The organism is Vibrio sp. Of7-15 (assembly GCF_022347565.1).
Classification (GTDB): Bacteria; Pseudomonadota; Gammaproteobacteria; order Enterobacterales; family Vibrionaceae; genus NORP241.
Genome location: NZ_JAKRGH010000021.1, coordinates 1 through 23,952, shown reverse-complemented (window position 1 = coordinate 23,952; position 23,952 = coordinate 1). Strand labels below are relative to the sequence as shown.

At 44.3% G+C, this 23,952-nt stretch carries 17 protein-coding genes, 5 tRNA genes and 1 rRNA gene; 9 read left to right on the top strand and 14 right to left on the bottom strand.

Annotation, left to right across the window (positions count from 1 at the left end; translation table 11 throughout):
* Nucleotides 1–127 precede the first annotated feature (127 nt).
* The gene (gene asnC, locus MHO82_RS18600) at nt 128–589 is read left to right on the top strand and encodes a transcriptional regulator AsnC (protein ID WP_239186258.1); all 462 of its coding nucleotides are present in this window, start codon (nt 128–130) and stop codon (nt 587–589) included.
* Nucleotides 590–709: 120 nt separating this feature from the next.
* Here the strand turns inward: asnC and prlC are convergent, their stop codons facing one another.
* Complete coding sequence (prlC, locus tag MHO82_RS18595; RefSeq protein ID WP_239186256.1) at nt 710–2,752, bottom strand: oligopeptidase A; 2,043 nt, start codon at nt 2,750–2,752, stop codon at nt 710–712.
* Between the two features lie 189 nt (nt 2,753–2,941).
* Between prlC and MHO82_RS18590 the strand changes: the two genes are divergently transcribed.
* Together MHO82_RS18590 and gorA are read left to right on the top strand one after the other, a co-directional pair.
* Nucleotides 2,942–3,781 carry a 23S rRNA (adenine(2030)-N(6))-methyltransferase RlmJ gene (locus MHO82_RS18590; protein WP_239186254.1) on the top strand — a complete coding sequence of 280 codons (840 nt, stop codon included), beginning with the start codon at nt 2,942–2,944 and terminating at the stop codon, nt 3,779–3,781.
* Between the two features lie 79 nt (nt 3,782–3,860).
* Nucleotides 3,861–5,216: a glutathione-disulfide reductase gene (gene gorA, locus MHO82_RS18585; protein WP_239186252.1), complete on the top strand. Its 1,356-nt coding sequence runs from the start codon at nt 3,861–3,863 to the stop codon at nt 5,214–5,216.
* Between the two features lie 83 nt (nt 5,217–5,299).
* Here the strand turns inward: gorA and MHO82_RS18580 are convergent, their stop codons facing one another.
* From MHO82_RS18580 to MHO82_RS18535, 10 genes are all read right to left on the bottom strand, one after another.
* Nucleotides 5,300–6,205, bottom strand: a complete 906-nt coding sequence (locus MHO82_RS18580) for an SPOR domain-containing protein (protein WP_239186250.1) — start codon at nt 6,203–6,205, stop codon at nt 5,300–5,302.
* Nucleotides 6,206–6,507: 302 nt separating this feature from the next.
* Nucleotides 6,508–7,452, bottom strand: a complete 945-nt coding sequence (locus tag MHO82_RS18575) for an ABC transporter permease (protein WP_239186248.1) — start codon at nt 7,450–7,452, stop codon at nt 6,508–6,510.
* Nucleotides 7,453–7,454: 2 nt separating this feature from the next.
* Nucleotides 7,455–8,432 carry an ABC transporter permease gene (locus MHO82_RS18570; protein ID WP_239186246.1) on the bottom strand — a complete coding sequence of 326 codons (978 nt, stop codon included), beginning with the start codon at nt 8,430–8,432 and terminating at the stop codon, nt 7,455–7,457.
* A 92-nt stretch (nt 8,433–8,524) separates the two neighbouring features.
* Complete coding sequence (locus MHO82_RS18565) at nt 8,525–10,078, bottom strand: ABC transporter substrate-binding protein (protein WP_239186379.1); 1,554 nt, start codon at nt 10,076–10,078, stop codon at nt 8,525–8,527.
* A 157-nt stretch (nt 10,079–10,235) separates the two neighbouring features.
* Complete coding sequence (locus MHO82_RS18560; RefSeq protein ID WP_239186244.1) at nt 10,236–11,951, bottom strand: ABC transporter ATP-binding protein; 1,716 nt, start codon at nt 11,949–11,951, stop codon at nt 10,236–10,238.
* 490 nt (nt 11,952–12,441) lie between these two features.
* A tRNA-Pro gene (locus tag MHO82_RS18555) sits at nt 12,442–12,518 on the bottom strand.
* A 52-nt stretch (nt 12,519–12,570) separates the two neighbouring features.
* Nucleotides 12,571–12,646 (bottom strand) — tRNA-His (locus MHO82_RS18550).
* Nucleotides 12,647–12,655: 9 nt separating this feature from the next.
* Nucleotides 12,656–12,732: transfer RNA gene (locus MHO82_RS18545), tRNA-Pro, on the bottom strand.
* Nucleotides 12,733–12,787: 55 nt separating this feature from the next.
* Nucleotides 12,788–12,863 (bottom strand) — tRNA-His (locus MHO82_RS18540).
* A 34-nt stretch (nt 12,864–12,897) separates the two neighbouring features.
* A tRNA-Arg gene (locus MHO82_RS18535) sits at nt 12,898–12,974 on the bottom strand.
* Nucleotides 12,975–13,279: 305 nt separating this feature from the next.
* Between MHO82_RS18535 and MHO82_RS18530 the strand changes: the two genes are divergently transcribed.
* Entirely contained in the window at nt 13,280–13,687 is a 408-nt protein-coding gene (locus tag MHO82_RS18530) for a cytochrome c5 family protein (RefSeq protein WP_239186242.1), read from the top strand.
* An 82-nt stretch (nt 13,688–13,769) separates the two neighbouring features.
* Here MHO82_RS18530 and rep read toward each other — a convergent pair whose 3' ends face one another.
* Entirely contained in the window at nt 13,770–15,785 is a 2,016-nt protein-coding gene (gene rep / locus MHO82_RS18525; RefSeq protein WP_239186240.1) for a DNA helicase Rep, read from the bottom strand.
* 165 nt (nt 15,786–15,950) lie between these two features.
* Here rep and MHO82_RS18520 point away from each other — a divergent pair, with 165 nt between their 5' ends.
* The 4 genes from MHO82_RS18520 (at nt 15,951) to MHO82_RS18505 (ending at nt 21,146) form a co-directional block, all read left to right on the top strand.
* Entirely contained in the window at nt 15,951–16,529 is a 579-nt protein-coding gene (locus tag MHO82_RS18520; RefSeq protein ID WP_239186238.1) for a TetR/AcrR family transcriptional regulator, read from the top strand.
* Between the two features lie 16 nt (nt 16,530–16,545).
* Nucleotides 16,546–17,652, top strand: coding sequence for an efflux RND transporter periplasmic adaptor subunit (locus MHO82_RS18515; RefSeq protein ID WP_239186236.1), 1,107 nt, complete (start codon nt 16,546–16,548; stop codon nt 17,650–17,652).
* A 12-nt stretch (nt 17,653–17,664) separates the two neighbouring features.
* On the top strand, nt 17,665–20,781 hold the full coding sequence (locus MHO82_RS18510; protein WP_239186234.1) for a multidrug efflux RND transporter permease subunit: 3,117 nt from the start codon (nt 17,665–17,667) through the stop codon (nt 20,779–20,781).
* A gap of 113 nt (nt 20,782–20,894) precedes the next feature.
* The gene (locus tag MHO82_RS18505) at nt 20,895–21,146 is read left to right on the top strand and encodes an accessory factor UbiK family protein (protein WP_239186232.1); all 252 of its coding nucleotides are present in this window, start codon (nt 20,895–20,897) and stop codon (nt 21,144–21,146) included.
* A gap of 136 nt (nt 21,147–21,282) precedes the next feature.
* On the opposite strand, the gene ilvC is transcribed toward MHO82_RS18505, so the two are convergent.
* A complete protein-coding gene (gene ilvC / locus MHO82_RS18500) occupies nt 21,283–22,767 on the bottom strand; it encodes a ketol-acid reductoisomerase (RefSeq protein WP_239186230.1) in 1,485 nt (494 codons plus the stop codon).
* Between the two features lie 134 nt (nt 22,768–22,901).
* Here ilvC and ilvY point away from each other — a divergent pair, with 134 nt between their 5' ends.
* Entirely contained in the window at nt 22,902–23,792 is an 891-nt protein-coding gene (gene ilvY, locus MHO82_RS18495) for an HTH-type transcriptional activator IlvY (protein ID WP_239186228.1), read from the top strand.
* Nucleotides 23,793–23,848: 56 nt separating this feature from the next.
* Here the strand turns inward: ilvY and rrf are convergent.
* Nucleotides 23,849–23,952, bottom strand: a 5S ribosomal RNA gene (gene rrf, locus MHO82_RS18490); the annotation flags it as partial.

The following is a 23,952-nucleotide window of genomic DNA, read 5'->3' as shown; positions in this document are numbered from 1 at the left end:
TTATTTTAACATCAGTTAGTTCGAATACCCTATAATTATACCGTATGAGATAAGTTTGACTTAGCTTGATTACTTCACGTAAGACAATAAGATATCAGCATAAACTCCAATGAGCGGATAACACATAATGACCCCTCACGCGAAAATTGACGACTTGGATCGCGACATACTGCAAGCCTTAATGACCAACGCTCGCACTCCTTATGCTGAGCTTGCCAAACGCTTTGATGTAAGCCCTGCAACTGTGCATGTTCGTATCGAAAAAATGAAGTCCGCCGGAATTATTGAAGGCACAAAAGTGGTCGTTAACCCAAAAATCTTAGGTTATGACGTATGTTGCTTTATCGGCATCAATTTAAATGCAGCTCGAGATTATCATTCCGCCTTACGAAAGCTCAATGCCCTTGATGAAGTGGTTGAGGCGTACTACACCACTGGTGCATATAATATTTTTGTCAAACTGATGTGTAAATCCATTGAAGAATTGCAATACGTTTTGATTGATAAGCTGCAAGCCATTGATGAAGTTCAGTCCACAGAAACTCTGATTTCATTGCAAAACCCCATTAATCGTAACGTGATCCCCTAAACTGTTATCGCTGCTCCTCCACCAGCGCGATGATCGACTCATATACAAGCTACCCATAAAAAAGCAGAGGCCATCAAACCTCTGCTTCTTAATATGGGACAGAACTAGAAACGCGTAACGTTACGCATTAATCCCAGAATGACGCAGCAACGCATCAATTTGTGGCTCACGACCTCTAAAGCGTTTAAACAGCTCCATCGGCTCTTCACTGCCACCCATTTCCAAAATGTTATTTAGGAAAGACTGACCTGTTTCTGTGTTAAAGATCCCTTCTTCTTCAAAACGAGAAAACGCATCCGAAGAAAGCACTTCGGCCCACAGATAACTGTAGTAACCCGCGCTGTAACCACCTGCAAAAATATGACCAAAGCTGTGTGAGAAACGGTTCCATTCCACACTTGGCAGTACCGCCACTTTTGCTTTTACTTCCGCCAACGTTTCTAATACACGCGCACCCACTTCAGGATCGTAATTCGTGTGCAGCGTGAAATCGAATAAGCCCAATTCTAACTGACGCAGAATGAACATCGCCGATTGGAAGTTTTTCGCCGCCAGCATTTTTTCTAACATGTCTTTTGGCAATGGATCACCCGTTTCATGGTGACCTGAAATAAAGGCTAAGGCATCTTCTTCCCAACACCAGTTTTCTAAGAACTGACTTGGCAGCTCCACCGCATCCCAAGGCACGCCGTTAATACCAGAGACAGCAGACACCTCAATTTGCGTCAGCATGTGGTGAATACCATGACCGAATTCGTGGAACAAGGTGACCACTTCATCATGAGTAAATAAGGCAGGTTTGTCACCCACAGGCTTAGTGAAGTTACACGTTAAGTAAGCCACTGGCGTTTGCAATTCGCCGTCAACGGTCACTCGGCGTACACGGCAGTCGTCCATCCACGCACCACCACGCTTGTTTTCACGAGCGTACAGATCCAGATAGAAACTGCCACGCAAGGTGCCATTTGCATCAAAAATATCAAAGAAGCGCACTGACTCATGCCACACGTCGACATCATTGCGCTCTTTAACATTCATACCAAACAGACGATTTAGTACTTCAAACAAGCCTGAAATCACTTTGTTTTCTGGGAAGTATGGGCGCAGTTCTTCATCCGAAATGCTGTATAGGTGATGTTTTAGTTTTTCTGAGTAGTAAGCAATATCCCACAGATTCAACACATCCACACCGTGCTCTTTTTTCGCAAAAGCACGCAGCTCAGCCACTTCTCGTTCACCTTGTGGTTTCGCCTTCACCGCCAAATCATTCAAAAAACTCAGCACTTGGCCTGGGTTTTCCGCCATTTTAGTAGCCAGTGACTTTTCACTGTAAGAAGTAAAACCAAGCAAGCGGGCAATTTCATGACGAAGTTGCAGTTCTTCGGTCATGATTTCTGAGTTGTCCCACTTGCCAGCATTTGGCCCACGATCCGAAGCACGAGTCACAAATGCTTCATACATTTCATGACGCAGCGCTTGATTGTCACAGTAAGTCATCACTGGCAAATACGATGGCATTTCCAGTGTGAGTAACCAACCGTCCAGATCTTTCGCTTCTGCCGCTGCTTTTGCACCCGCAAGCGCCGTTTCTGGCAAACCACTTAACTCAGCTTCATTGGTCACGTGTTTTTGCCAGCCCATGGTGGCATCCAGCAGGTTATTGCTGAATGAAGAAGCTAATTCAGAAGAACGCTTGCTGATCTCACCATAACGATGTTGCTCATCTGCAGGCAAGCCGATCCCCGATAATTCAAAATCACGCAGCTCATCGGTAATGGTTTTCTTTTGTGCTTGGCTTAATGTCGCAAATTCATCACTGGCTTTAATGGCTTTATACGCTTCATACAAACCTTTGTGTTGCCCAACCCAAGTGCCGTATTCCGACAAGAGCGGTAAACAACTTTCGTACGCGTCACGCAATTCACTGCTGTTAACCACAGAGTTCATGTGACCCACAGGTGACCAAATACGGCTTAGACGATCGTCCGTTTCAGCCAGAGGCGCACAAATGGTAGCCCAACTTGGTGCGCTGTCTTGAGCAAGAACGTGTTCTACGTTTGCGCGGCAATCAGCAATCGCTTTTTCTACTGCTGGTTTAATGTGTTCTGGTTGGATTTGCGAAAACGGAGGTAAGTCCGTAAAGGTCAATAATGGGTTCGACATCGTCTGTTCCTTATTTATGTTGTCCTTATTTAAATGTAGGCGACAGGCAATAAATTCAATAGCGAATCAATACCCTGCCGCGTACTACACCCTAAACTGCTTAATCTTAGTTTGAAGAATGTGCAATAAAGCTGCATCCGGCAATACAATGCGCCATAATGCAGCTATTCAATATCAGAGAGTCATTCCATGCTTAGTTATCGTCACAGTTTTCATGCTGGCAACCATGCCGATGTGGTTAAACATATCGTTCAAAGCTTAATCCTTAATGCTTTAAAACAGAAAGAAAAACCCTTTGTTTACCACGATACACACTCCGGCGTGGGTCGTTACGATCTAACCCATGAATGGTCTGAAAAAACGGGCGAATACAAACAAGGCATCGCACGGGTTTGGCAGCAAAAAGACATTCCCGAAGACATCATCAGCTATCTCGATGCCATAAAAACCCTCAATAACAGTGACGAACTGCGTTACTACCCAGGTTCACCACGTGTTGCTCATGCTCACTTACGCCCGCAAGATCGCATGGTACTCACAGAGCTTCATCCCAGTGATCACCCACTGCTTGAGCAAGAGTTTCACCATGATCGCCAAGTTAAGATCTACAAAGAAGACGGTTTTGAGCGCTTAAAAGCAAGCTTGCCACCAAAAGAGCGCAGAGGCTTGGTCTTAATCGACCCACCTTATGAGCTTGCTAAAGAATATAACGACGTGGTTCGCGCTATTCGCGATAGTCACAAACGCTGGGCAACCGGGGTTTATGCCATTTGGTACCCTGTGGTTAACCGCTGCGACATTGAAGACATGATCGAAGGGCTAGAAAGCTTAGGCATTCGTAAAATTCTTCAAATTGAGCTAGGCGTCTCTCCAGATACCAACGAGCGCGGCATGACGGCATCAGGCATGATCGTCATCAACCCGCCATGGAAGCTAGAAGGCCAGATGAAAGAAATTCTGCCTTATCTGAAAGATGCCATCGCGCCAGCAACCGGTCATGTAAAAGTAGACTGGATTGTTCCAGAATAATAAAGTTAAAAAACAATCATATCGTTGTTTGCCCAGAAGCTCACACTACTGGGCAAAATAGCGAAAAAGGGAGAAAGTAATGACAACACACTTTGATTACATTTGTATTGGTGGTGGTAGCGGCGGTATTGCCTCTGCAAACCGAGCTTCTATGTATGGCGCAAAAGTAGCCCTCATTGAAGCTCAAGATTTAGGCGGTACTTGTGTAAACGTAGGCTGTGTACCTAAAAAGGTTATGTGGCATGGTGCTCAAGTAGCTGAAGCGATGAATCTATACGCTGAAGATTACGGCTTTGATGTTGATGTAAAAAGCTTAGACTGGGGTAAGCTCGTTGAAAGCCGCCAAGCTTACATCGGCCGTATCCACCAATCTTATGATCGTGTTCTTGGTAACAACAAGGTTAATGTGATCAAAGGGTTCGCTAAGTTTGTTGATGCGAAAACAGTGGAAGTTAATGGCGAGCATTACACGGCGGATCATATCCTCATCGCTGTTGGTGGCCGACCGACCATTCCAAACATTCCAGGTGCTGAATACGGCATCGACTCAAACGGCTTCTTTGAGCTAACGGAACAACCAAAACGCGTTGCCGTTGTAGGTGCAGGTTACATCGCGGTAGAGATCGCCGGCGTATTAAATGCATTAGGTACAGAAACACACCTATACGTACGTAAAGAGTCGCCACTGCGCAGCTTTGATCCAATGATCATTGAAACCCTCACAGAAGTCATGGCAGCAGAAGGCCCAACTCTTCACACCCATTCTGTGCCAAAAGAAGTAATCAAAGAAGAGGATGGCAGCCTAACACTGCACCTAGAAAACGGTGAAAGCCAGAATGTTGATACCCTAATTTGGGCTATTGGCCGTCACCCAACTACCGATGCCATTAACCTAGCGTCTACTGGTGTGGAAACTAATGATCGTGGTTACATCAAAGTGGATGAATTCCAACAAACGAACGTGGAAGGCATTTACTGTGTGGGCGACATCATGGAAGGTGGTATTGAGCTGACACCTGTTGCAGTTAAAGCAGGCCGCCAGTTGTCTGAGCGTCTGTTTAATGGCAAGACCAACGCAAAAATGGATTACAACTTAGTCCCAACCGTTGTGTTCAGCCACCCACCAATCGGCACTATTGGTCTTACCGAGCAAGAAGCCATTGAACAATACGGTGAAGATAACGTGAAAGTGTACCAATCTGGTTTCACCGCCATGTACACAGCTGTTACGAAACACCGCCAGCCATGTAAGATGAAACTGGTTTGTGCGGGCGACAACGAAGTGGTGGTTGGCCTACACGGTATCGGTTTCGCCGTTGATGAAATGATCCAAGGTTTTGGTGTTGCCATGAAGATGGGTGCCACCAAAGAAGACTTTGACTCTGTGGTTGCGATCCACCCAACAGGCTCTGAAGAGTTTGTTACCATGAGATAAGCACACCGCTTATGCTATAAACACAAAGCCCTGTGCTATATAACACAGGGCTTTTTTCTTTCGATGTACGATGTCAATAAGTGCTAACTCTTCACACAAATCACGTTCAATAGCGAAGAATCATTCAGTTTTCGGGTAGTGCCATTAGAGAACATAGCCTGTTTTTTCTCACCCCAGTAAGGCAAATGCTGTGGCCATTTTTCTTGCTCCATCACCCCAGACTGACGCAGTGTCTGCCACTCTTCGACAGTAATCAAACGCATACTCAAATGATCACAGGCAAGGCTAGAAGCATCGAACGTTGCCCGGCTCCACGCAATCTCGTTTTCCATGTAGAAACTGTCGTTATTATCGAGCAAGAAAGGAATGGCGTAACTCTTATTGTCGATAGTTGCAGAGCGTCGGATCTCCACATCTTCTGCTGTCAAAATTTGCTTAATATCCAGATCAGCAGTAAAGACTTTTTTCTCTACCTTCGGTGCTTTGGGCACTTTTTTTATTGGAGCCGATTTTGCTGCCGTTTCTGTGCCTGCAACAATAGCGATGTTGTTCTCATTCATCAGTACTTCACGGATGATCGCACCACGGAACGAGTTATCAGAACGCAGCGTGACTTGATCCGTTTTGGCATTTTGATAGTGCTGATAAGGGCCAATTAAACAGCGATAGCCCGCGGGCTCTTTTTTCACCCAAGCTTTCGCCGACACTTTTTTATTTATTTGCTCAAACACATAAGAAGACGGTTTGTTTTTTAGCATGCCACATTGAATCCAGTACTGGCTATCCAGCTTCTGTGGCTGTTTGCTTCCCCATAAACCATGACCTATAGGGCAAGATGCTGCCAATACATTACCTTGCGTTGTGCCAGGAAGGCACTCCGGGTTGATGGGCGCAGCGGCAAAAGTCGCAGAAGAAAATCCACTTAACCCCACAAAAATCCCAGCAACACTTATCCAACGACTCTTCTGTTTCAGCCACGTATTTTTCATGATGTGAACTTCTATTACTCTTTTGGTGTCATGCTTATCGGCAAAACCGATACATATTAAACTTGGCAACTACCACTCAGAATACAGGTAACTCCGTATAAAATAAGTGAGCAGCAGTGAAATAAAAGTAAAAACCAACCTATTTTGCGATCGCATCCGAAGAAAAGGTCGGTTTCTCTTAACCCCTTATTTATGCAAATAATATTCCTCTATTTATAAACAACCCAAATAAAGGATAAAAAAAGAGCCACTCATACAGAGCAGCTCTTAACTAATGGGATAGGTGAATGAATTAACTCAAATTAACCTTTATAGATTTTTGGGTTAAACACATCACGCAACCAGTCGCCTAATAGGTTAATAACCAAAACCAAACTAACTAGAACTAAACCAGGGAAAGCCGTGATCCACCAAGAGCCAGAGAAAATGTAGTTAAAGCCGATACTAATCAGAGAACCCAGTGAAGGCTGATCAACAGGCAAACCTAAACCAAGGAATGACAATGCCGCTTCCGACATAATGGCGTTGGCGATCTGTACCGTTGAAATCACTAAGATTGGCGATAAACAATTTGGTAAAATATGGCGGAACATAATACGCGGCGCTTTAAAGCCCATCACCTGAGCGGCTTCCACGTACTCTTTTTTCTTCTCTGCTAGAACGGAAGCACGCACAGTACGCGCGTATTGTGGCCACTCCGCAATACCAATAATCACCACCAGCATGAGCACGGCATACTGACTGTAAAATTCCGTACCAAAGCTGGCTTTAAAAATGGCCGACACAATGATTGCTACCATCATGGTAGAAAACGACAGCTGAACATCAGCAAAGCGCATTAAAAAGCTATCAATACGGCCACCGAAATACCCCGCCGACAACCCAATCACGATACCCAGAACAAGCTGAACTGCAACGGCTAAAAAACCAATGGTCAGCGATAAACGGGCACCATAAAGAATGGTCGAAAAAATATCACGGCCCTGATCATCCGTACCAAGAAGAAAACGTTCATCTCCTTCTTCCATCCATGATGGCGGTAGCTCTGAGTCCATGATATCAACCGAAGCCAAATCGTACGGATTGGTTGGCGCAATCAATGGTGACAGTAATGCGCTGAGTAAGAAAACCAAAAAGACGGCAAAACTGAACATTGCCACTTTGTCTTTTAGAAAGTAGTACACAATGTCTGAATTTTTAAAACGTTCCCAACGGCTAGGAATGTGTGCAGTAGTTGTTGTGCTCATGCTTACGCTCCTTTACCAGTAAGGTTTACGGTTGGGTTAATTAGGCCATACAACAGATCGACAATGGTGTTGGTCACAACGAAAATCAAACCTACAAAAATAACGTAGGCTGTGATCAAAGGTGTATCGACACGATTAATGGCTTCGAGGAAAAGAAAGCCGGTTCCCGGCCACTGAAAAACCGTTTCCGTTAAAATGGTGTAAGCCACCATAGTACCAATCTGAACCCCACCCACGGTGATCACTGGCAGCATGGTGTTTTTTAGCGCGTGTTGGTAATAGATTTTATTGCTTGCTAAGCCTTTTGCTTTAGCAAACTTAATGTACTCCGAACTCAGTACTTCCAACATTTCAGAACGAACCAAACGAATAAACAATGGCAGCATGATGGAAGCTAACGAAATACAAGGCAAAATAAGATGCTGTAGGCCATCAACCGTAAAATATCCCGACTCCCAACCTAATACGTTGGCGGTTTCACCCCGCCCATAAGAAGGTAACCAATTTAACTCAACTGAAAAGACATACATCAACATAATAGCGGTAAGAAAAACTGGTATAGAAATACCGATACTACTGAAGGCCATAATCGCTTTGGTTAATGCACTATTAGGGTTAATAGCCGAATAAACCCCGAGTGGGATTGACACAACAACAATAATCAGCGCGGCACCAAACACCAGTTCGAGTGTTGCCACCAGCTTGTCTAAAATGACATCCACAGCGGGTCGCTTAAAGAAATACGATGTACCTAAATCCCCTTGAACCGCATTACTAATAAAACGGCTGTATTTAGTTACAAATGGATCATTTAAGCCCAGTTCATCCCGCAGCGCTTGACGCTCCGATTCAGAAACAGACTGTCCAACGAGCTCACGCAACGGGTCGCCCAGGTTATCCTGAATGGCGAACGCCACCAGACTGATCACAAACATCACTATCAGAGCCTGAAACAGGCGCTTGACCAGAAACGTAAACATTCCTTGCCCCTCTATCTATCCATGAAAATAGTGCCTACCCCTACTAATGGAGAGCTAGGCACTGGTGTTTCTTCGCTTGTTAGCGACTGTACTTACTTGTTAACCACCAAATCACCGAAGTATGGGTAGTTCATTGCGTTCACAATCGGCTTGATGTCAACATTAGATGCTGCACCCCACGCTAGGTTCTGCCAGTGCAGAGGCACAAAAGCAGCGTCGTTATACAAGGTCGTTTCGACTTTCTTTAGTAATTCAGAACGCTTGGTAGGATCCGTTTCCACATTAGACGCAGCCACTAAACGGTCTACTTCAGGGTTAGAGTAATGGCCACAGTTGTACTGACCTTTACCCGTTTCTTCGTTACGAGTCATGGTTAGGAACTCAGAGAAATTCGCAGAATCTTCCGTATCTGAATGCCAGCCAATCATCATCATGTCAGCCGCACAAACATCAAATTCCGGCCAATATTGCGCTTTTGGCAAGGTTTTTAGATCAACCTTAATATCGATCTTAGACAGCATTGCTGCCGCTGCTTGTGCCACTTTTGCATCGTTAACATAACGGTTGTTTGGTGCCATCATCGAAAGCGTAAAGCCATTTTCATAACCCGCTTCTTTCATGAGTTGCTTGGCTTTTTCCAGATCGAATCGAGGTGAAAGTGCTTCATCATAGCCTGCGTACCCAGAAGGACCTTGCTGACCAGCCGCCGTTGCAAAGCCTTTCATGACTTTTTCAACAATACCTTCATTATTGATAGCATGAACAATAGCTTGACGAACACGCACATCTTTCAATGCTTCGTGGCTATTTTGGTTCATTTGGAAAGTAATAATGCGTGTACCAGATAAAGTAACCAAATCAATATTTGATGCGCTTTCTACACGTTTGTGATCATTTGGAGCCACTGGTGCAATCATATCAACATCACCAGCAAGCAATGCCGCAACACGAGTCGCGTCTTCTTTAATTGGTACTAAAGTCAGCTTATCAACGTTACCAGTCTCTTTGTCCCAGTAATCATCGAAGCGTTCAAACTCAACTTTTACACCTTGTTCACGCGATTTAACAACAAACGGGCCAGTACCAGAAACGTTGGTCGAGGCAAAAGAGTTACCGTGCTTAACCACTTCTCCTTTATCTTTACCGTCAGCGGTGTTACCTGTGTAAAATTTACTGTCCATTGGGAAGATGTAAGTCGCCGTTTGCAGCACAAGTGGGTAAGCGCCCTTAGATACTAACTCAACGGTGTAGTCATCCACTTTTACCATCTTTTCGTATGGGTCAAAAATGGCTTTAAAATCTGGTGAGCTCTTAAGACGATTGAATGTCCACACCACATCATCTGCGGTCAGCTCATTGCCTGAATGGAATTTTACGCCCTTACGTAAAACAAAGCGGAACGTCGTCTCATCGACACGATCCCAGCTTTCCGCTAGACGAGATTCAAAATCTAAACCTTGGGTGTAACGCACTAGAGGGTCGAACACCATATGCGACATCTGAAGCGTACCACCAGATAACTGCTCATGTGGATCTAAAGATACTGGATCAGCATCGTAAGCCACTTTCAGTGTTACTTCTTGTGATGCGGACTGCTCAATTTTAGCTGTCTCTTGCTCAACCACGTTTTCTTCTTTTGGTTGCATCGCAAAATAGATACCACCTGCAGCCACTGCTGCAACAGCGACGGCAATCTTGGTTTTCATACTCATCTGCATAACTCCTTATGCGGGATAGCTATCCCTAGTTTGTGTTGTGTGTGCATCTTATTTATTGTCAGGCAATGCCTTTAAATAAATCGGCTCAAGCCGTTTTTACATATTCTCTTAAACCCGTGAATTCAGGCATTAAAGAAACAAGGTGTTTACTGTATTCATGTTGTGGGTTATTAAACAGCTGCTCTGTAGGAGACACTTCCAACAGAGTACCTTTTTGCATCACGCCAATACGATCACACATTTGGCGGATCACAGGTAAATCATGGCTGATAAACAACATGGTCAGATTCAGCTCATCTTGCAGGTCTTTAAGAAGATTGAGGATTTGTGCCTGAACCGAGACGTCCAGAGCTGATGTTGGCTCATCACAAATGAGCAAACGTGGACGAGTGGCCAACGCGCGCGCAATCGAAATACGCTGACGCTGACCACCTGAAAATTCATGTGGGTATTTCACACCCGCCATTTTTCCAAGGCCAACATGATCCAATAAGTCATTGACGATCTGACGAATTTCACCTTCTGAATTGGCAAGCTTATGAAAACGAATAGGCTCTGAAATGATGTCTGCGATCTTCATTCTCGGGTTCATCGATGTGTATGGGTTCTGGAACACCATCTGCATCTGACGACGAAGCGGACGACGCTCTTTTTCCGATTTCAATGCCGTTAGATCAATCCCTTCAAACGTCACACGCCCTGAATTTGGTGGATACAAACCCGCAATCACACGAGCAATAGTCGATTTACCCGATCCTGATTCACCAACAAGACCAAATGTTTCCCCTTCATGAACTTCAAAGCTCACATTATTAGAGGCTTGTACATACTCACGACGACTTTCAAAAAACGAATCTTTCGTCACAAAGCGTAAATTGACATTTTCAACGTTCAACAATGGGCCGGAATAACCTCGTTGATCTTCACTTTGCCCCAGCCAATGATTTTTGACATCCAGCGGTTCCATTTCATGAGCTTCTTCGATGTAACTCACCAATGGAAAGCGTTCTAGCTTCACATCTGAACGCGGAACTGCTGAAATAAGACTACGCGTATAAGAATGATCAGGATCACCAAGCACTTTTCCTGTTGGGCCAAACTCGACTAAGTCACCACGGTACATAACCGCCACTTTATCGGTGACATTAGACACAACGCCCATGTCATGGGTAACTAACATACAACCCACGTTGCGTTGAATACACAATTCACGGATCAAATTCAAAATTTGGTCTTGGATAGAAACATCCAGCGCGGTGGTTGGCTCATCCGCAATGATGAGTTCTGGCTCACCAGCCAGCGCAATGGCAATAACCACACGCTGTCGCATACCACCAGAGAATTGATGAGGGAATTGCTTAATACGAAGTTGTGGCTCAGGTATCCCGACCTGATCCATTAATGTCAGTGCTCGCTGAACCGCTTCTTCGGCACTCACATTTAAATTCGCTAAAATAGTTTCTGTTAATTGCTGCTCAACAGTAAAAAGAGGGTTAAGAGATGTCATTGGATCTTGAAAAATAAACCCAATTTTTGAGCCACGAACAGAGCGCATTTCTTCGGAAGTTAAGCCCGATACTTTTTCACCATCTAAATAAACCTCACCGCTTGCGATTCGTCCTGGAGGGCTTAATAAATCGATAACAGCATTCCCTACTGTTGATTTACCAGCACCAGACTCTCCAACGACGCCCACAATTTCACCACGCTCAATAGAAAACGACAGTGATTTCACTGCGGCATGAATACCGTGGCGCGATGGGTATTCGATTCGAAGATTTTTAACTTCTAATAATGACATTATCAGACCTCTACTGCTCGGCAGTTTTCTGCCCTGTCTGCAAAATTGATTCCATTCAGTTATCAGCACAATGCACTGATAATTCGCTCGCCTATCAATTTGGCAAAAAATTCACATAAAAGCAACAAAGCAAGTTTAAAAAACTAGCAAAAGGAGGGTTAACGCATAAAAAATCACGCAGAGAGTCAAATGTGCATAATGAGAGAAAATATTCACAGGAACAAAAACAAGGGCAAGCCAAGGTATATTAAGGATCTAACACCATAAAAACCCCTTGCTACTAGTTTTTTATAAATAAGATAAGATAGAAAAATGAATTTTTATGCCACCAGCCTATTAACATAATAGCAATAAATTCCAATATTAAATAAATATTTGAAGTTATAAGCCGGGTAAATAAAAAAAAGCAGTGGTTACGTTTGATATATAGATAGAGAGCAGTGGAATATTTAAACAAAAAAAGCCCGCTCATCAGAGCGGGCTTTTAAGGTGGTCGGTGAAGAGGGATTCGAACCCCCGACCCTCTGGTCCCAAACCAGATGCGCTACCAAGCTGCGCTATTCACCGAGACAGTTTAGGCTTTCGCCAAGGATATTGAATATAGTCAACGTCCTAAATATGGGGTGGCTAACGAGGCTTGAACTCGCGACAACCGGAATCACAATCCGGGACTCTACCAACTGAGCTATAGCCACCAATGTAAGTGGTCGGTGAAGAGGGATTCGAACCCCCGACCCTCTGGTCCCAAACCAGATGCGCTACCAAGCTGCGCTATTCACCGACTTAAGGTTTCGTTTCGACCTACGTCAAAACAGGGAACTAATGTTACCTAAATATGGGGTGGCTAACGAGGCTTGAACTCGCGACAACCGGAATCACAATCCGGGACTCTACCAACTGAGCTATAGCCACCAATGTTTGTTACTTTGCCAATATTTTACTCCGTTGGCGCGCCTGAAAGGATTCGAACCTTCGACCTTTGGCTCCGGAGGCCAACGCTCTATCCAGCTGAGCTACAGGCGCATGCCCTATCGGCGGAGAGGAATAATACGGATATCACCCACCCTCGTCTAGTACTTTTTTTACTTTTTTTATCGTTTGGTCTCTTTTTCGACAATTCGCGCACAATAAAGCCAACTAAGAGCGATACTAATGGTTTATTGCAACAATCGAAGACGATATAATCACCCAATGTTTACACGGAGTTAACTCTGAACCGCTTTTTTCTCAGGTTTCACCTCGGTAAACACCCTGAAAAACAAAATAACCGCTGAAAAACAAACATAAAGACATCAGCCAATCAAATCCGGGAGTGTAAAGTGAGCTTAATGGATATATCTCTACGTCGTATCATCGTGCCAGCTATTGCAGCATTAACTTTTTCCACAGCTTCTATTGCAGCAGATATGTCACACGATGCTATTGCAGAACGCATTAAACCTGTCGGCGAAGTCTACCTTGCTGGTAGTGAGCCAGTCTCTAACGAACCAAAAGGCCCTCGTACTGGTGCTCAAGTGTATGGCACATTCTGTATCGCATGTCATGGCGCAGGTGTGGCAGGTGCGCCTAAATCAGGTGACGCTGACGCATGGGCTCCTCGTATCGCACAAGGTAACGATGTTCTAAAAGACCACGCCATCAACGGATTTAACGCGATGCCAGCGAAAGGTTCATGTATGGATTGTTCAGACGATGAAATCGTGGCAGCCATCGAGCACATGATCAAAGACATCTAAAAGGTCCCATTTAGAAAAAAGGGGTTGGCGAACATTCGCCAACCCCTTTTTATTTGTTCTTCATAACAAGCGATGTAACCCGCTATTTCTTAAACATCGCTTTTAAATTAGCAATATGCGCTTGCCCTCGTTCCATGCGCTCTTCTTTGGTTTGCTTTGGTTTTTGACTTTCCCATTCCAAATCATCAAAAGGTAGCTCTTCTAGAAAACGACTTGGCTCAGGCTTAATAAGCTCACCATACTGGCGGCGCTCTTTACATAACGTAAAGGTCAGCTCCCTTTGAGCCCGTGTGATACCCACATACGCTAATCGACGTTCTTCTTCGACGTTATCTTCATCAATGCTGGTTTGGTGCGGCAAAATCCCTTCTTCGGCCCCAATCAAATACACGTATGGAAATTCAAGCCCTTTAGATGCATGCAAGGTCATCAATTGAACTTGATCAGCATCGTCGTCATCTTCACCGCGCTCCATCATGTCACGCAAGGTTAATCGCTGTACCACTTCTTTTAATGTTTTCTCTTCTTGATCGTAATTATCGCCTTCCAAGTCTTTCACGATCCAGCTGTACAGATCAGAGACATTCTTCATTCTCATTTCTGCCGCTTTACCGCTGGTCGAGGTTTCATACAACCAATCCTCGTAATTAATATCACGAACGAGAGAACGCACCGCATCAACCGTATTGCCACGCTCTGCGTTATCCGCCAGCTCCACCACCCAACGTGTAAAACGACGTAACGATTCTAATCCACGTCCAGATAAAGTTTGCTCTAACCCGATTTCAAAGCTGGCTTCAAACAAGCTCTTACCGCGCATGTTCGCGTAGCTGCCTAGTTTCTCTAATGTCACAGGCCCGATTTCACGACGCGGCGTATTCACCACTCGTAAAAACGCATTGTCATCATCATGATTCGTTAAGAGACGCAGGTAAGCCATGATGTCTTTAATTTCAGCACGAGCAAAAAAAGACGTTCCGCCCGATATTTTATAAGGGATACGGTTTTGCATCAGGGCTTTTTCAAACAAGCGAGACTGATGATTACCTCGGTATAAAATCGCGTAATCTTTATGATCGGTGCGGTTCATAAACCGATGAGCAATCATCTCACCCACCACACGCTCGGCTTCATGCTCTTCATCTTTGGCGGTAAGTACCTTTAGCATTTCACCGTCTGGAATTTCAGAGAAAAGAGTTTTCTCAAACACGTGCGGGTTGTTCGCAATCAAGATATTGGCTGAGCGTAAAATACGGCTGGTTGAACGGTAGTTCTGTTCCAGCTTGATGACTCTAAGGTTTGGGTAATCTTCATTGAGCAGCACTAAGTTTTGTGGCCTTGCGCCACGCCAAGAATAAATCGACTGATCATCATCCCCTACCACGGTTAAGCGGCCACGTTCACCCACCAGCAATTTGACCATTTCATACTGGCTGGTATTGGTATCTTGATATTCATCCACCAGCAAATAACGAATTTTACTCTGCCAGCGATCCCGTACTTCTTTATTATTTTTCAATAACTGTACTGGCATGGAGATTAAGTCATCAAAATCTAAGGCGTTGTACGCTTTCATTTGGGTCTGGTACATCTCAAAGCAAAAAGCAAACAGCTGATCTTGCTCTGAACTGGCCATGCCTTTTACCTGTGCTGGCGTCAGCATGTCATTTTTCCAGTTTGAAATAGCACTCAATAACTGACGCAGTAGATCCTTATCGCCATCAATCTGTTTTTCCGTTAACTCCTTTAACAATGCCAACTGGTCTTGATCATCGAACAACGAGAAACCAGCCTTTAACCCCAACACTTTGTACTCACGACGGATAATATCTAAACCCAGTGAGTGGAAAGTCGAAACCATTAAGCCACGCGCTTCTTTTTTGCCTAAAGTTTGCCCCACACGCTCTTTCATTTCACGAGCCGCTTTATTCGTAAACGTTACAGCCGCGATGTTTCGAGCTTTGTAGCCACATTGTTGAACCAAATAAGCAATTTTGTTGGTGATCACCCTCGTTTTGCCTGAACCAGCACCAGCAAGGACTAAGCAGGGGCCAGAGACATAATTAACGGCTTCGTTTTGACGAGGGTTGAGTTTCATAAGGTATCCTAACGAGTATCAGATAAAGAACACATATTGCGATGAATCCCTAATATGATGACTAAGATCACCATGCAGTGACAAGATAATTTTCCAAATATTGACAAAGAAACACTTGCGTAAAATATATCCACCCATACAATAATGAATGAACGTTCATTCACGATGGTTTTTAACATGACGGATAAACGAGAACAAATCCTCGAAGCAACGGAATTATTGCTGGCAGAAAGAGGCTTTCATGGCTTATCCATGCAAATGGTAGCCAAGCAAGCAGGAGTCGCTGCTGGCACGATCTATCGTTATTTTGAAGATAAAGATGATCTAATTGAACAATTGAAATACCACGTCCTAGCCCGAATCGCGACAGCCATACAGCTGAATGTCGACAATGACATGCCATTGCAAGAAAGGTATCGGACAATGTGGCTGAACATTTGGCATTTAGCGTCCTCTGATTGCAATACCTTACTAAACCGCAATCAATACGAGTGTTTACCTACCAAAGATAATGCTCAGTTCCGGGAACTCGAACAAAAAATGTTTGCCAAAGTAGATCAGCTGTTTACCGATGGTAAGCAAGCTGGATTGTTCAAACTACTCGATAACAAAATTTTGATCGGCCTAAGTCTGGAAGCAAGCGTAGCCCTCGCTCGTAAACACGCTCAAGGCTTGTATCAGTTGGATGAGAAGGCAATAGAAGCGGCCATTCTCGCCAGTTGGGATGCAATTATTAAACATTAACGGAGCACTAATAATAATGAAAAAGTGGACCTTCGCCATGCTAGTCATCGCACTCCTGCTATTTGGCAGTGTGATCGGCTTTAACATGTTCAAGCAAAAGGCAATCGCAGAGTATATGGCGAACATGCCAGAGCCAGAGTTTCCTGTTACAGCCATGAAAGTGGAGACTACAGACTGGGTGCCAACCATTGAAGCGATTGGTTTTATTGAACCAAACCAAGGGGTAACACTAACCACGGAAGTGAACGGTATTATCGAACGTATCGATTTTGAATCAGGCAGCGCTGTTAAAGCGGGTCAGCCATTGGTTCACCTTGACTCTACTGTTGAAAAAGCCAACTTAAAGAGTACAGAAGCAAAACTGCCAGCCGCCTTAGCCAAATATAAGCGCTACCAAGGCCTATACAAAAAAGGTTCAATATCAAAAGAAGCGTACGATGATGCAGAAGCGTCTTACTACTCTCTTGCTGCCGATATTGAGAGCTTAAAAGCGACGATTGCTCGACGTGAAATCAAAGCACCGTTTGATGGTGTAGTTGGTCTACGTAATGTATTCCTAGGTCAATACATCAAGCCTGACACTGAAATCGTTCGTTTAGAAGATACAAGCTTAATGCGTTTACGCTTTACGGTTCCTCAAACAGACATCTCGAAGATTCACTTAGATCAACAAGTAGATATTTTTGTTGATGCTTACCCAGATACTGCATTCCAAGGATCCATCAGTGCTATTGAGCCTGCGGTTAACCTACAAAGTGGTTTAATCCAAGTTCAAGCTGATATTCCAAACAATGAGGGTCAGCTACGTTCGGGTATGTTTGCACGTGCTCACATCATTCTTCCAACCATCGAAGATCAGATCACTCTGCCACAAACCGCAATTACCTTCACACTGTACGGCGACAACGTGTACATCATCAGTGACAAAGATGGTGAGAAGCGCGTGAGTCAATCTGTGATCAAAGTCGGTGAGCGAACTGGCGATATTGCTCATATCTTAGAAGGTGTTAGCCCGGATGACTTAGTTGTTACCTCTGGTCAGGTACGTTTAAGTAACGGCGCTAAAGTACGCATTGTCGAAAGTGATGCTCTGAAACCTTCAGCAGAAACACCAATGCTGTAATTGGGAGGAAACATGCGCTTTACTGATGTTTTTATTAAACGTCCTGTACTGGCAGTTTCGATCAGCTTCTTAATTGCTCTGCTTGGCCTTCAAGCAATCTTTAAGATGCAGGTTCGTGAATACCCAGACATGACCAACACCGTAGTCACCGTGACAACCGGCTACTATGGTGCCAGTGCCGACTTAATCCAAGGCTTTATTACTCAGCCTTTAGAGCAAGCCGTCGCTCAGGCAGATAATATCGACTTTATGACCTCATCCAGTGTATTGGGTACGTCTACCATCACCGTGAACATGAAGCTGAACACCGATCCAAATGCGGCTCTGGCCGATATACTGGCAAAAACCAACTCGGTTCGCTCTCAGCTTCCAAAAGAGTCTGAAGATCCAACGGTAACCATGTCGACCGGTTCGACAACCGCGGTTATGTACATTGGTTTCACCAGTGATGAGCTCGCTTCAAGCCAGCTAACCGACTACCTTGAACGTGTAATTAACCCACAGTTCTTTACGGTTAACGGTGTATCAAAAGTCGACCTATACGGTGGTATGAAGTACGCACTGCGTGTGTGGCTGGATCCTGCCAAAATGGCCGCTTACAACCTCACCGCCAGCGACATCATGAACGTGTTAAATGCCAACAACTACCAATCGGCAACAGGCCAGGCAGTTGGTGAGTTTGTGCTGTACAACGGCAGTGCGGACACACAGGTAAGTAACACGGATGAACTGGAAAAACTGGTTGTATCAACCAAAGAAGGTCAGGTAATCCGCTTAGGTGACATTTCTAAAGTCACTCTAGAAAAGAGCCATGACGTTTACCGTGCAAGCGCGAATGGTCAAGAAGCGGTTGTTGCTGCAATCAATGCCGCACCAAGTGCTAACCCAATCAACATCGCTGCTGATATTTTGGAGTTATTACCTCAATTAGAGAAAAACTTACCAAGCAACATCAACATGAACGTGATGTACGATTCCACCATCGCGATCAATGAATCCATCAACGAAGTAATTAAAACCATCGTTGAAGCGGCATTAATCGTACTGGTGGTAATCACCATCTTCTTAGGTTCATTCCGCGCAGTATTAATTCCTATCATCACAATTCCATTGTCGCTCATTGGTGTTGCGTTGGTAATGCAGATGTTTGGCTTCTCGTGGAACCTAATGACACTGCTAGCGATGGTTCTGGCCATCGGTCTGGTGGTTGATGACGCCATCGTTGTACTGGAAAACGTGGATCGTCACATCAAGTTAGGTGAATCACCATTCCGTGCTGCGATCATTGGTACCCGTGAAATTGCCGTACCCGTTATCGCCATGACGTTAACTTTGGGCGCGGTATACGCTCCGATCGCCATGATGGGTGGTATCACAGGTTCTCTGTTTAAAGAGTTTGCACTAACCCTCGCAGGGGCAGTATTTGTATCAGGCATCATTGCACTAACACTATCGCCAATGATGTGTGCACAAATGCTAAAAGCCAATGCAGAGCCTGGTAAGTTTGAAAAGACCGTTCATAACTTCCTTGATCGCATGACCAACAGTTATGCAAACATGCTGGCTGCAGTAATGCAACGTCGCCCAGTGTTTATCGCTTTTGCTCTTATCGTTTTTGCCAGCCTTCCGATGCTGTTTAAGTTCATTCCTAGTGAACTGGCACCATCAGAAGATAAAGGCGTATTAATGATGATGGGTACAGCGCCATCTAACGCAAACTTGGATTACATCCAAAACGCCATGAACGAAGTAAACGATCTGCTAAGTGATCAACCTGAGGTTGCCTACGCACAGGTATTCTCTGGTGTACCAAGTTCAAACCAAGCGTTTGGTATTGCTTCTATGGTGCCATGGAGTGAGCGTGAAGCCAGCCAAGAAGACGTGGTGAAACGTGTTACTGAATTGGTAAAAGACATTCCTGAAATGGCGGTAACGGCGTTCCAAATGCCTGAGCTACCAGGTGCAGGTTCTGGTCTGCCTATCCAGTTCGTTATTACCACACCGAATAACTTCGAAAGCTTATTCCAAGTGGCTAGTGATGTACTAAGTGCAGTACAAAAAAGCCCGCTGTTCGTGTATTCAGATCTGGATCTGAACTACGACTCAGCAACCATGAAAATCAACATTGATAAAGACAAGGCAGGCGCTTATGGCGTAACCATGCAAGACATCGGTATGACCCTAAGTACCATGATGGCGGATGGCTACGTAAACCGTATCGATCTAAACGGACGCTCTTATGAGGTGATCCCGCAAGTAGAGCGTAAGTACCGCCTTAACCCTGAATCAATGAATGGTTACTATGTTCGTGCGGCAGACGGTAACTCAATTCCTCTAGGTAGTTTAATTAAGATTGATGTGGTTGCAGAGCCTCGCTCGCTGCCTCACTTCAACCAATTAAACTCAGCAACCGTCGGTGCGGTTCCATCACCAACAGTTGCGATGGGTGATGCGATTACTTGGTTTACCGATACAGCAGCAGAAAAACTACCAACTGGTTACCAATACGACTTCATGGGTGAGGCTCGTCAATACGTAACAGAAGGTAATGCGCTGTACATGACATTCGGCTTAGCTCTTGCCATTATTTTCTTGGTATTGGCTATTCAGTTTGAGTCTCTGCGCGATCCATTGGTTATTCTGGTTTCGGTACCACTTGCTATTTGTGGTGCGTTAATCGCACTGGCATGGGGTGCAGCGTCCATGAACATTTACTCTCAGGTCGGTTTGATCACCCTGATTGGTCTTATCACCAAACACGGTATCTTGATTTGTGAAGTAGCAAAAGAAGAGCAACTTCATAACAAGAAAGATCGTACCTCAGCAGTAATGGAAGCAGCCAAAGTGCGTCTACGTCCAATCCTGATGACAACCGCAGCGATGATTGCTGGTCTAATCCCACTAATGTACGCAACCGGGGCAGGTGCCGCTCAGCGTTTCAGTATTGGTATTGTGATCGTGGCTGGTCTGGCAATTGGTACTATCTTCACTCTGTTTGTACTTCCTGTGATTTACAGCTACCTAGCAAGTGAGCACAAACCTCTTCCTGTCTTCCTAGAAGATAAAGATTTGGAAAAGCTAGCACGTGCAGATGAAGCTCGTAACGCACTTAAGCAGAAAGAAAGCTAATTAGTTTTTTGATACATAACTCAAAGGCTGCCCCGTGCAGCCTTTTTTGTAACTGAAAGCAGGACAAGCTATCTCGGATTGAATAGAATAATCACAATTAAAGAGGAGTCGTCATGTTTGATCCAAAAAAACTAGAGCAAGTTGCTAAGCAAATTCATGACTCAATGCCTAAGCCTGTAAAAGATCTAGGTGTAGATGTTGAGCAAAAAGTACGTCAGGTGATCCAAGGTCAACTGGGTAAATTAGACGTGGTAAGCCGTGAAGAGTTTGATGTTCAAACACAAGTGCTACTACGCACACGTCAAAAGCTAACGGAAATGGAAAAGAAACTGGCAGATCTAGAAGCTAAGCTTTCCGATAAATAAGCACTCAGACTTTTCCTGAAAAAACAGATATAAAAAAGGCTTGGTCAATATTGACCAAGCCTTTTGTTTTTATGTTGTGTTTAACTTCTTATATTTATGAGCCCCAGTTTATCTGGAGTTGTTACTATTTGCTGGCTTAACCGCCTACAGCAATTGTTTTCATGTCTGTCATGTAACCACGTAGTTCTTCACCAATAAACTCTACAGGGTGGTTACGAATAACACTGTTTACTTTAATTAGTTTCGCGTTATCTACGCCATTACCTGGTTCAGCTAGACCTTTACCAATCACATCAGTGCCTACGTTTGGCATGAACTTCTCACGTAGTAATGGAGTCGCAACGTTAGCAAATAGGTAGTTACCATATTCAGCCGTATCAGAAATAACCACGTTCATTTCGTATAGACGCTTACGAGCAATGGTGTTTGCGATCAGTGGTAGCTCATGAAGAGACTCATAGTAAGCGGACTCATCAATAATGCCTGATGCTGTCATGGCTTCAAACGCAAGCTCAACACCCGCACGCACCATAGCAACCATCAAAATACCGTTATCGAAGTACTCTTGCTCTGGGATCTCAACATCTGTTTCAGGGTAGTTTTCAAACGCTGTTTCACCCGTTTCTTCACGCCAGCCTAGCAGGTTTTTATCGTCGTTTGCCCAATCAGCCATCATAGTGCTAGAAAAGTGACCAGTGATGATGTCATCCATGTGCTTATTGTAAAGTGGACGCATTAAGTCTTTTAGCTCTTCAGAAAGGTCAAATGCTTTGATTTTCGCTGGGTTAGATAGGCGATCCATCATGTGAGTCACACCACCAAACTTCAGCGCTTCTGTCACGGTTTCCCAACCATACTGTAGAAGCTTACCTGCGTAACCAGCATCGATTCCATCAGCGATCATTTTTTCATAACAAACAATCGAGCCAGCTTGTAGCATGCCACACAAGATAGTTTGCTCACCCATTAGATCGGATTTCACTTCAGCCACAAATGAAGACTCAAGAACACCTGCACGGTGACCACCCGTTGCTGCCGCCCACGCTTTCGCGATTTCGAAACCTTCACCTTTTGGATCATTCTCAGGGTGAACAGCCATCAGAGTTGGAACACCAAAGCCACGTTTATACTCTTCACGAACTTCAGTACCTGGGCACTTAGGAGCTACCATAACAACCGTTAGGTCATCACGAACTTTCATCCCTTCTTCAACAATATTAAAACCATGAGAATAACCCAATGCAGCGCCTTCTTTCATTAATGGCATAACTGCTTCAACAACACTTGTGTGCTGCTTATCTGGCGTTAGGTTAACAACCAGATCTGCTTGTGGAATTAGATTTTCGTAGCTATCAACAACAAAGCCATTTTCACTCGCATTTTTAAACGATTGACGCTTTTCATCGATAGCAGCCTGACGAAGGGCATAAGATACGTCTAGACCTGAATCACGCATATTAAGGCCTTGGTTTAAACCTTGCGCACCACAACCTACGATCACAACTTTTTTACCCTTCAAAAAATCCGCTTCTGTTGCAAATTCTTCGCGGTCCATGAAACGACAACGGCCTAGTTGATCCAATTGCTCACGCAAGTTTAATGTATTGAAGTAGTTAGACATATTATGAACTCCGTTAAAATTCTTTCCATCAGGTCGGTATCTTATTCTGTACCGAATGAGTTCATACTAAAGCAGGTTTTTCATTGCTTAAAGTGTTATATTCACAACAAATCATTGCAATAAATGCAACATCAATGAACATAAAATATTTACAATTATTCATTCATCTATGTGATAGCAAAAACTTTAGTAAAACAGCTGCAGCCATGCATATCAGCCCTTCTGCACTCAGTCGCCAAATCCAACGTTTAGAGGAGGAAGTAGGGCAGAGTTTATTCATTCGTGATAACCGCAGCGTCGAGTTAACGAGTACAGGCAAGAAGCTATTACCCATTGCACTCAACATGACATCTGAATGGGGAAAGTTTAAATCTGATATCGCAGAGCCCACTCTACAGCTGGAAGGGGAACTTAGATTATTTTGCTCAGTTACTGCCAGTTATAGCCACCTACCCGAGCTCATCAATGAATTTAGAATCAACTACCCTCAAATTGAAATCAAGCTATCTACAGGTGATCCTGCTCAGTCCATCGATAAAGTCGTAAATGATGAAGCGGATATTGCGATCTCAGCCAAGCCCGAATCCCTGCCGGCTAAATTATCTTTTGAAACCATCAGCAACATCCCTCTGTCAGTGATAGGTCCTTCAGGGGTCAGTGGACTGAGCGTTGATCTACAAAGTACGCCAATTCAATGGGACAAAGTGCCATTTATTGTGCCAGAAGCAGGAACAGCAAGAGACAGAGCCAACAGTTGGTTTAAAAGTAACAAGATAAAACCAAACATCTATGCTCAGGTGTCAGGCCATGAAGCAATCGTGAGTATGGTCGCCTTGGGCTGTGGGGTAGGTATAGCACCAAATGTGGTGATAGAAAGCAGCCCGGTTAAAGAAAAAATTCAAATACTCAATACATCTGCGATTGAACCTTTTGAACTAGGGATCTGCTGTAAACGCTCTCAGCTCAATAACCCGCTGATTAAAGCACTGTGGCAATTAGCTGAAGATAAGTTTCTCACTACATAAAAATAGAAATCTGAAACGAAAAAAGGCTTCCCAATGGGAAGCCTTTTAGAATTCAAGCCTAGCGATGTCCTACTCTCACATGGGGAAGCCCCACACTACCATCGGCGCTATTGCGTTTCACTTCTGAGTTCGGCAAGGAATCAGGTGGGTCCACAATGCT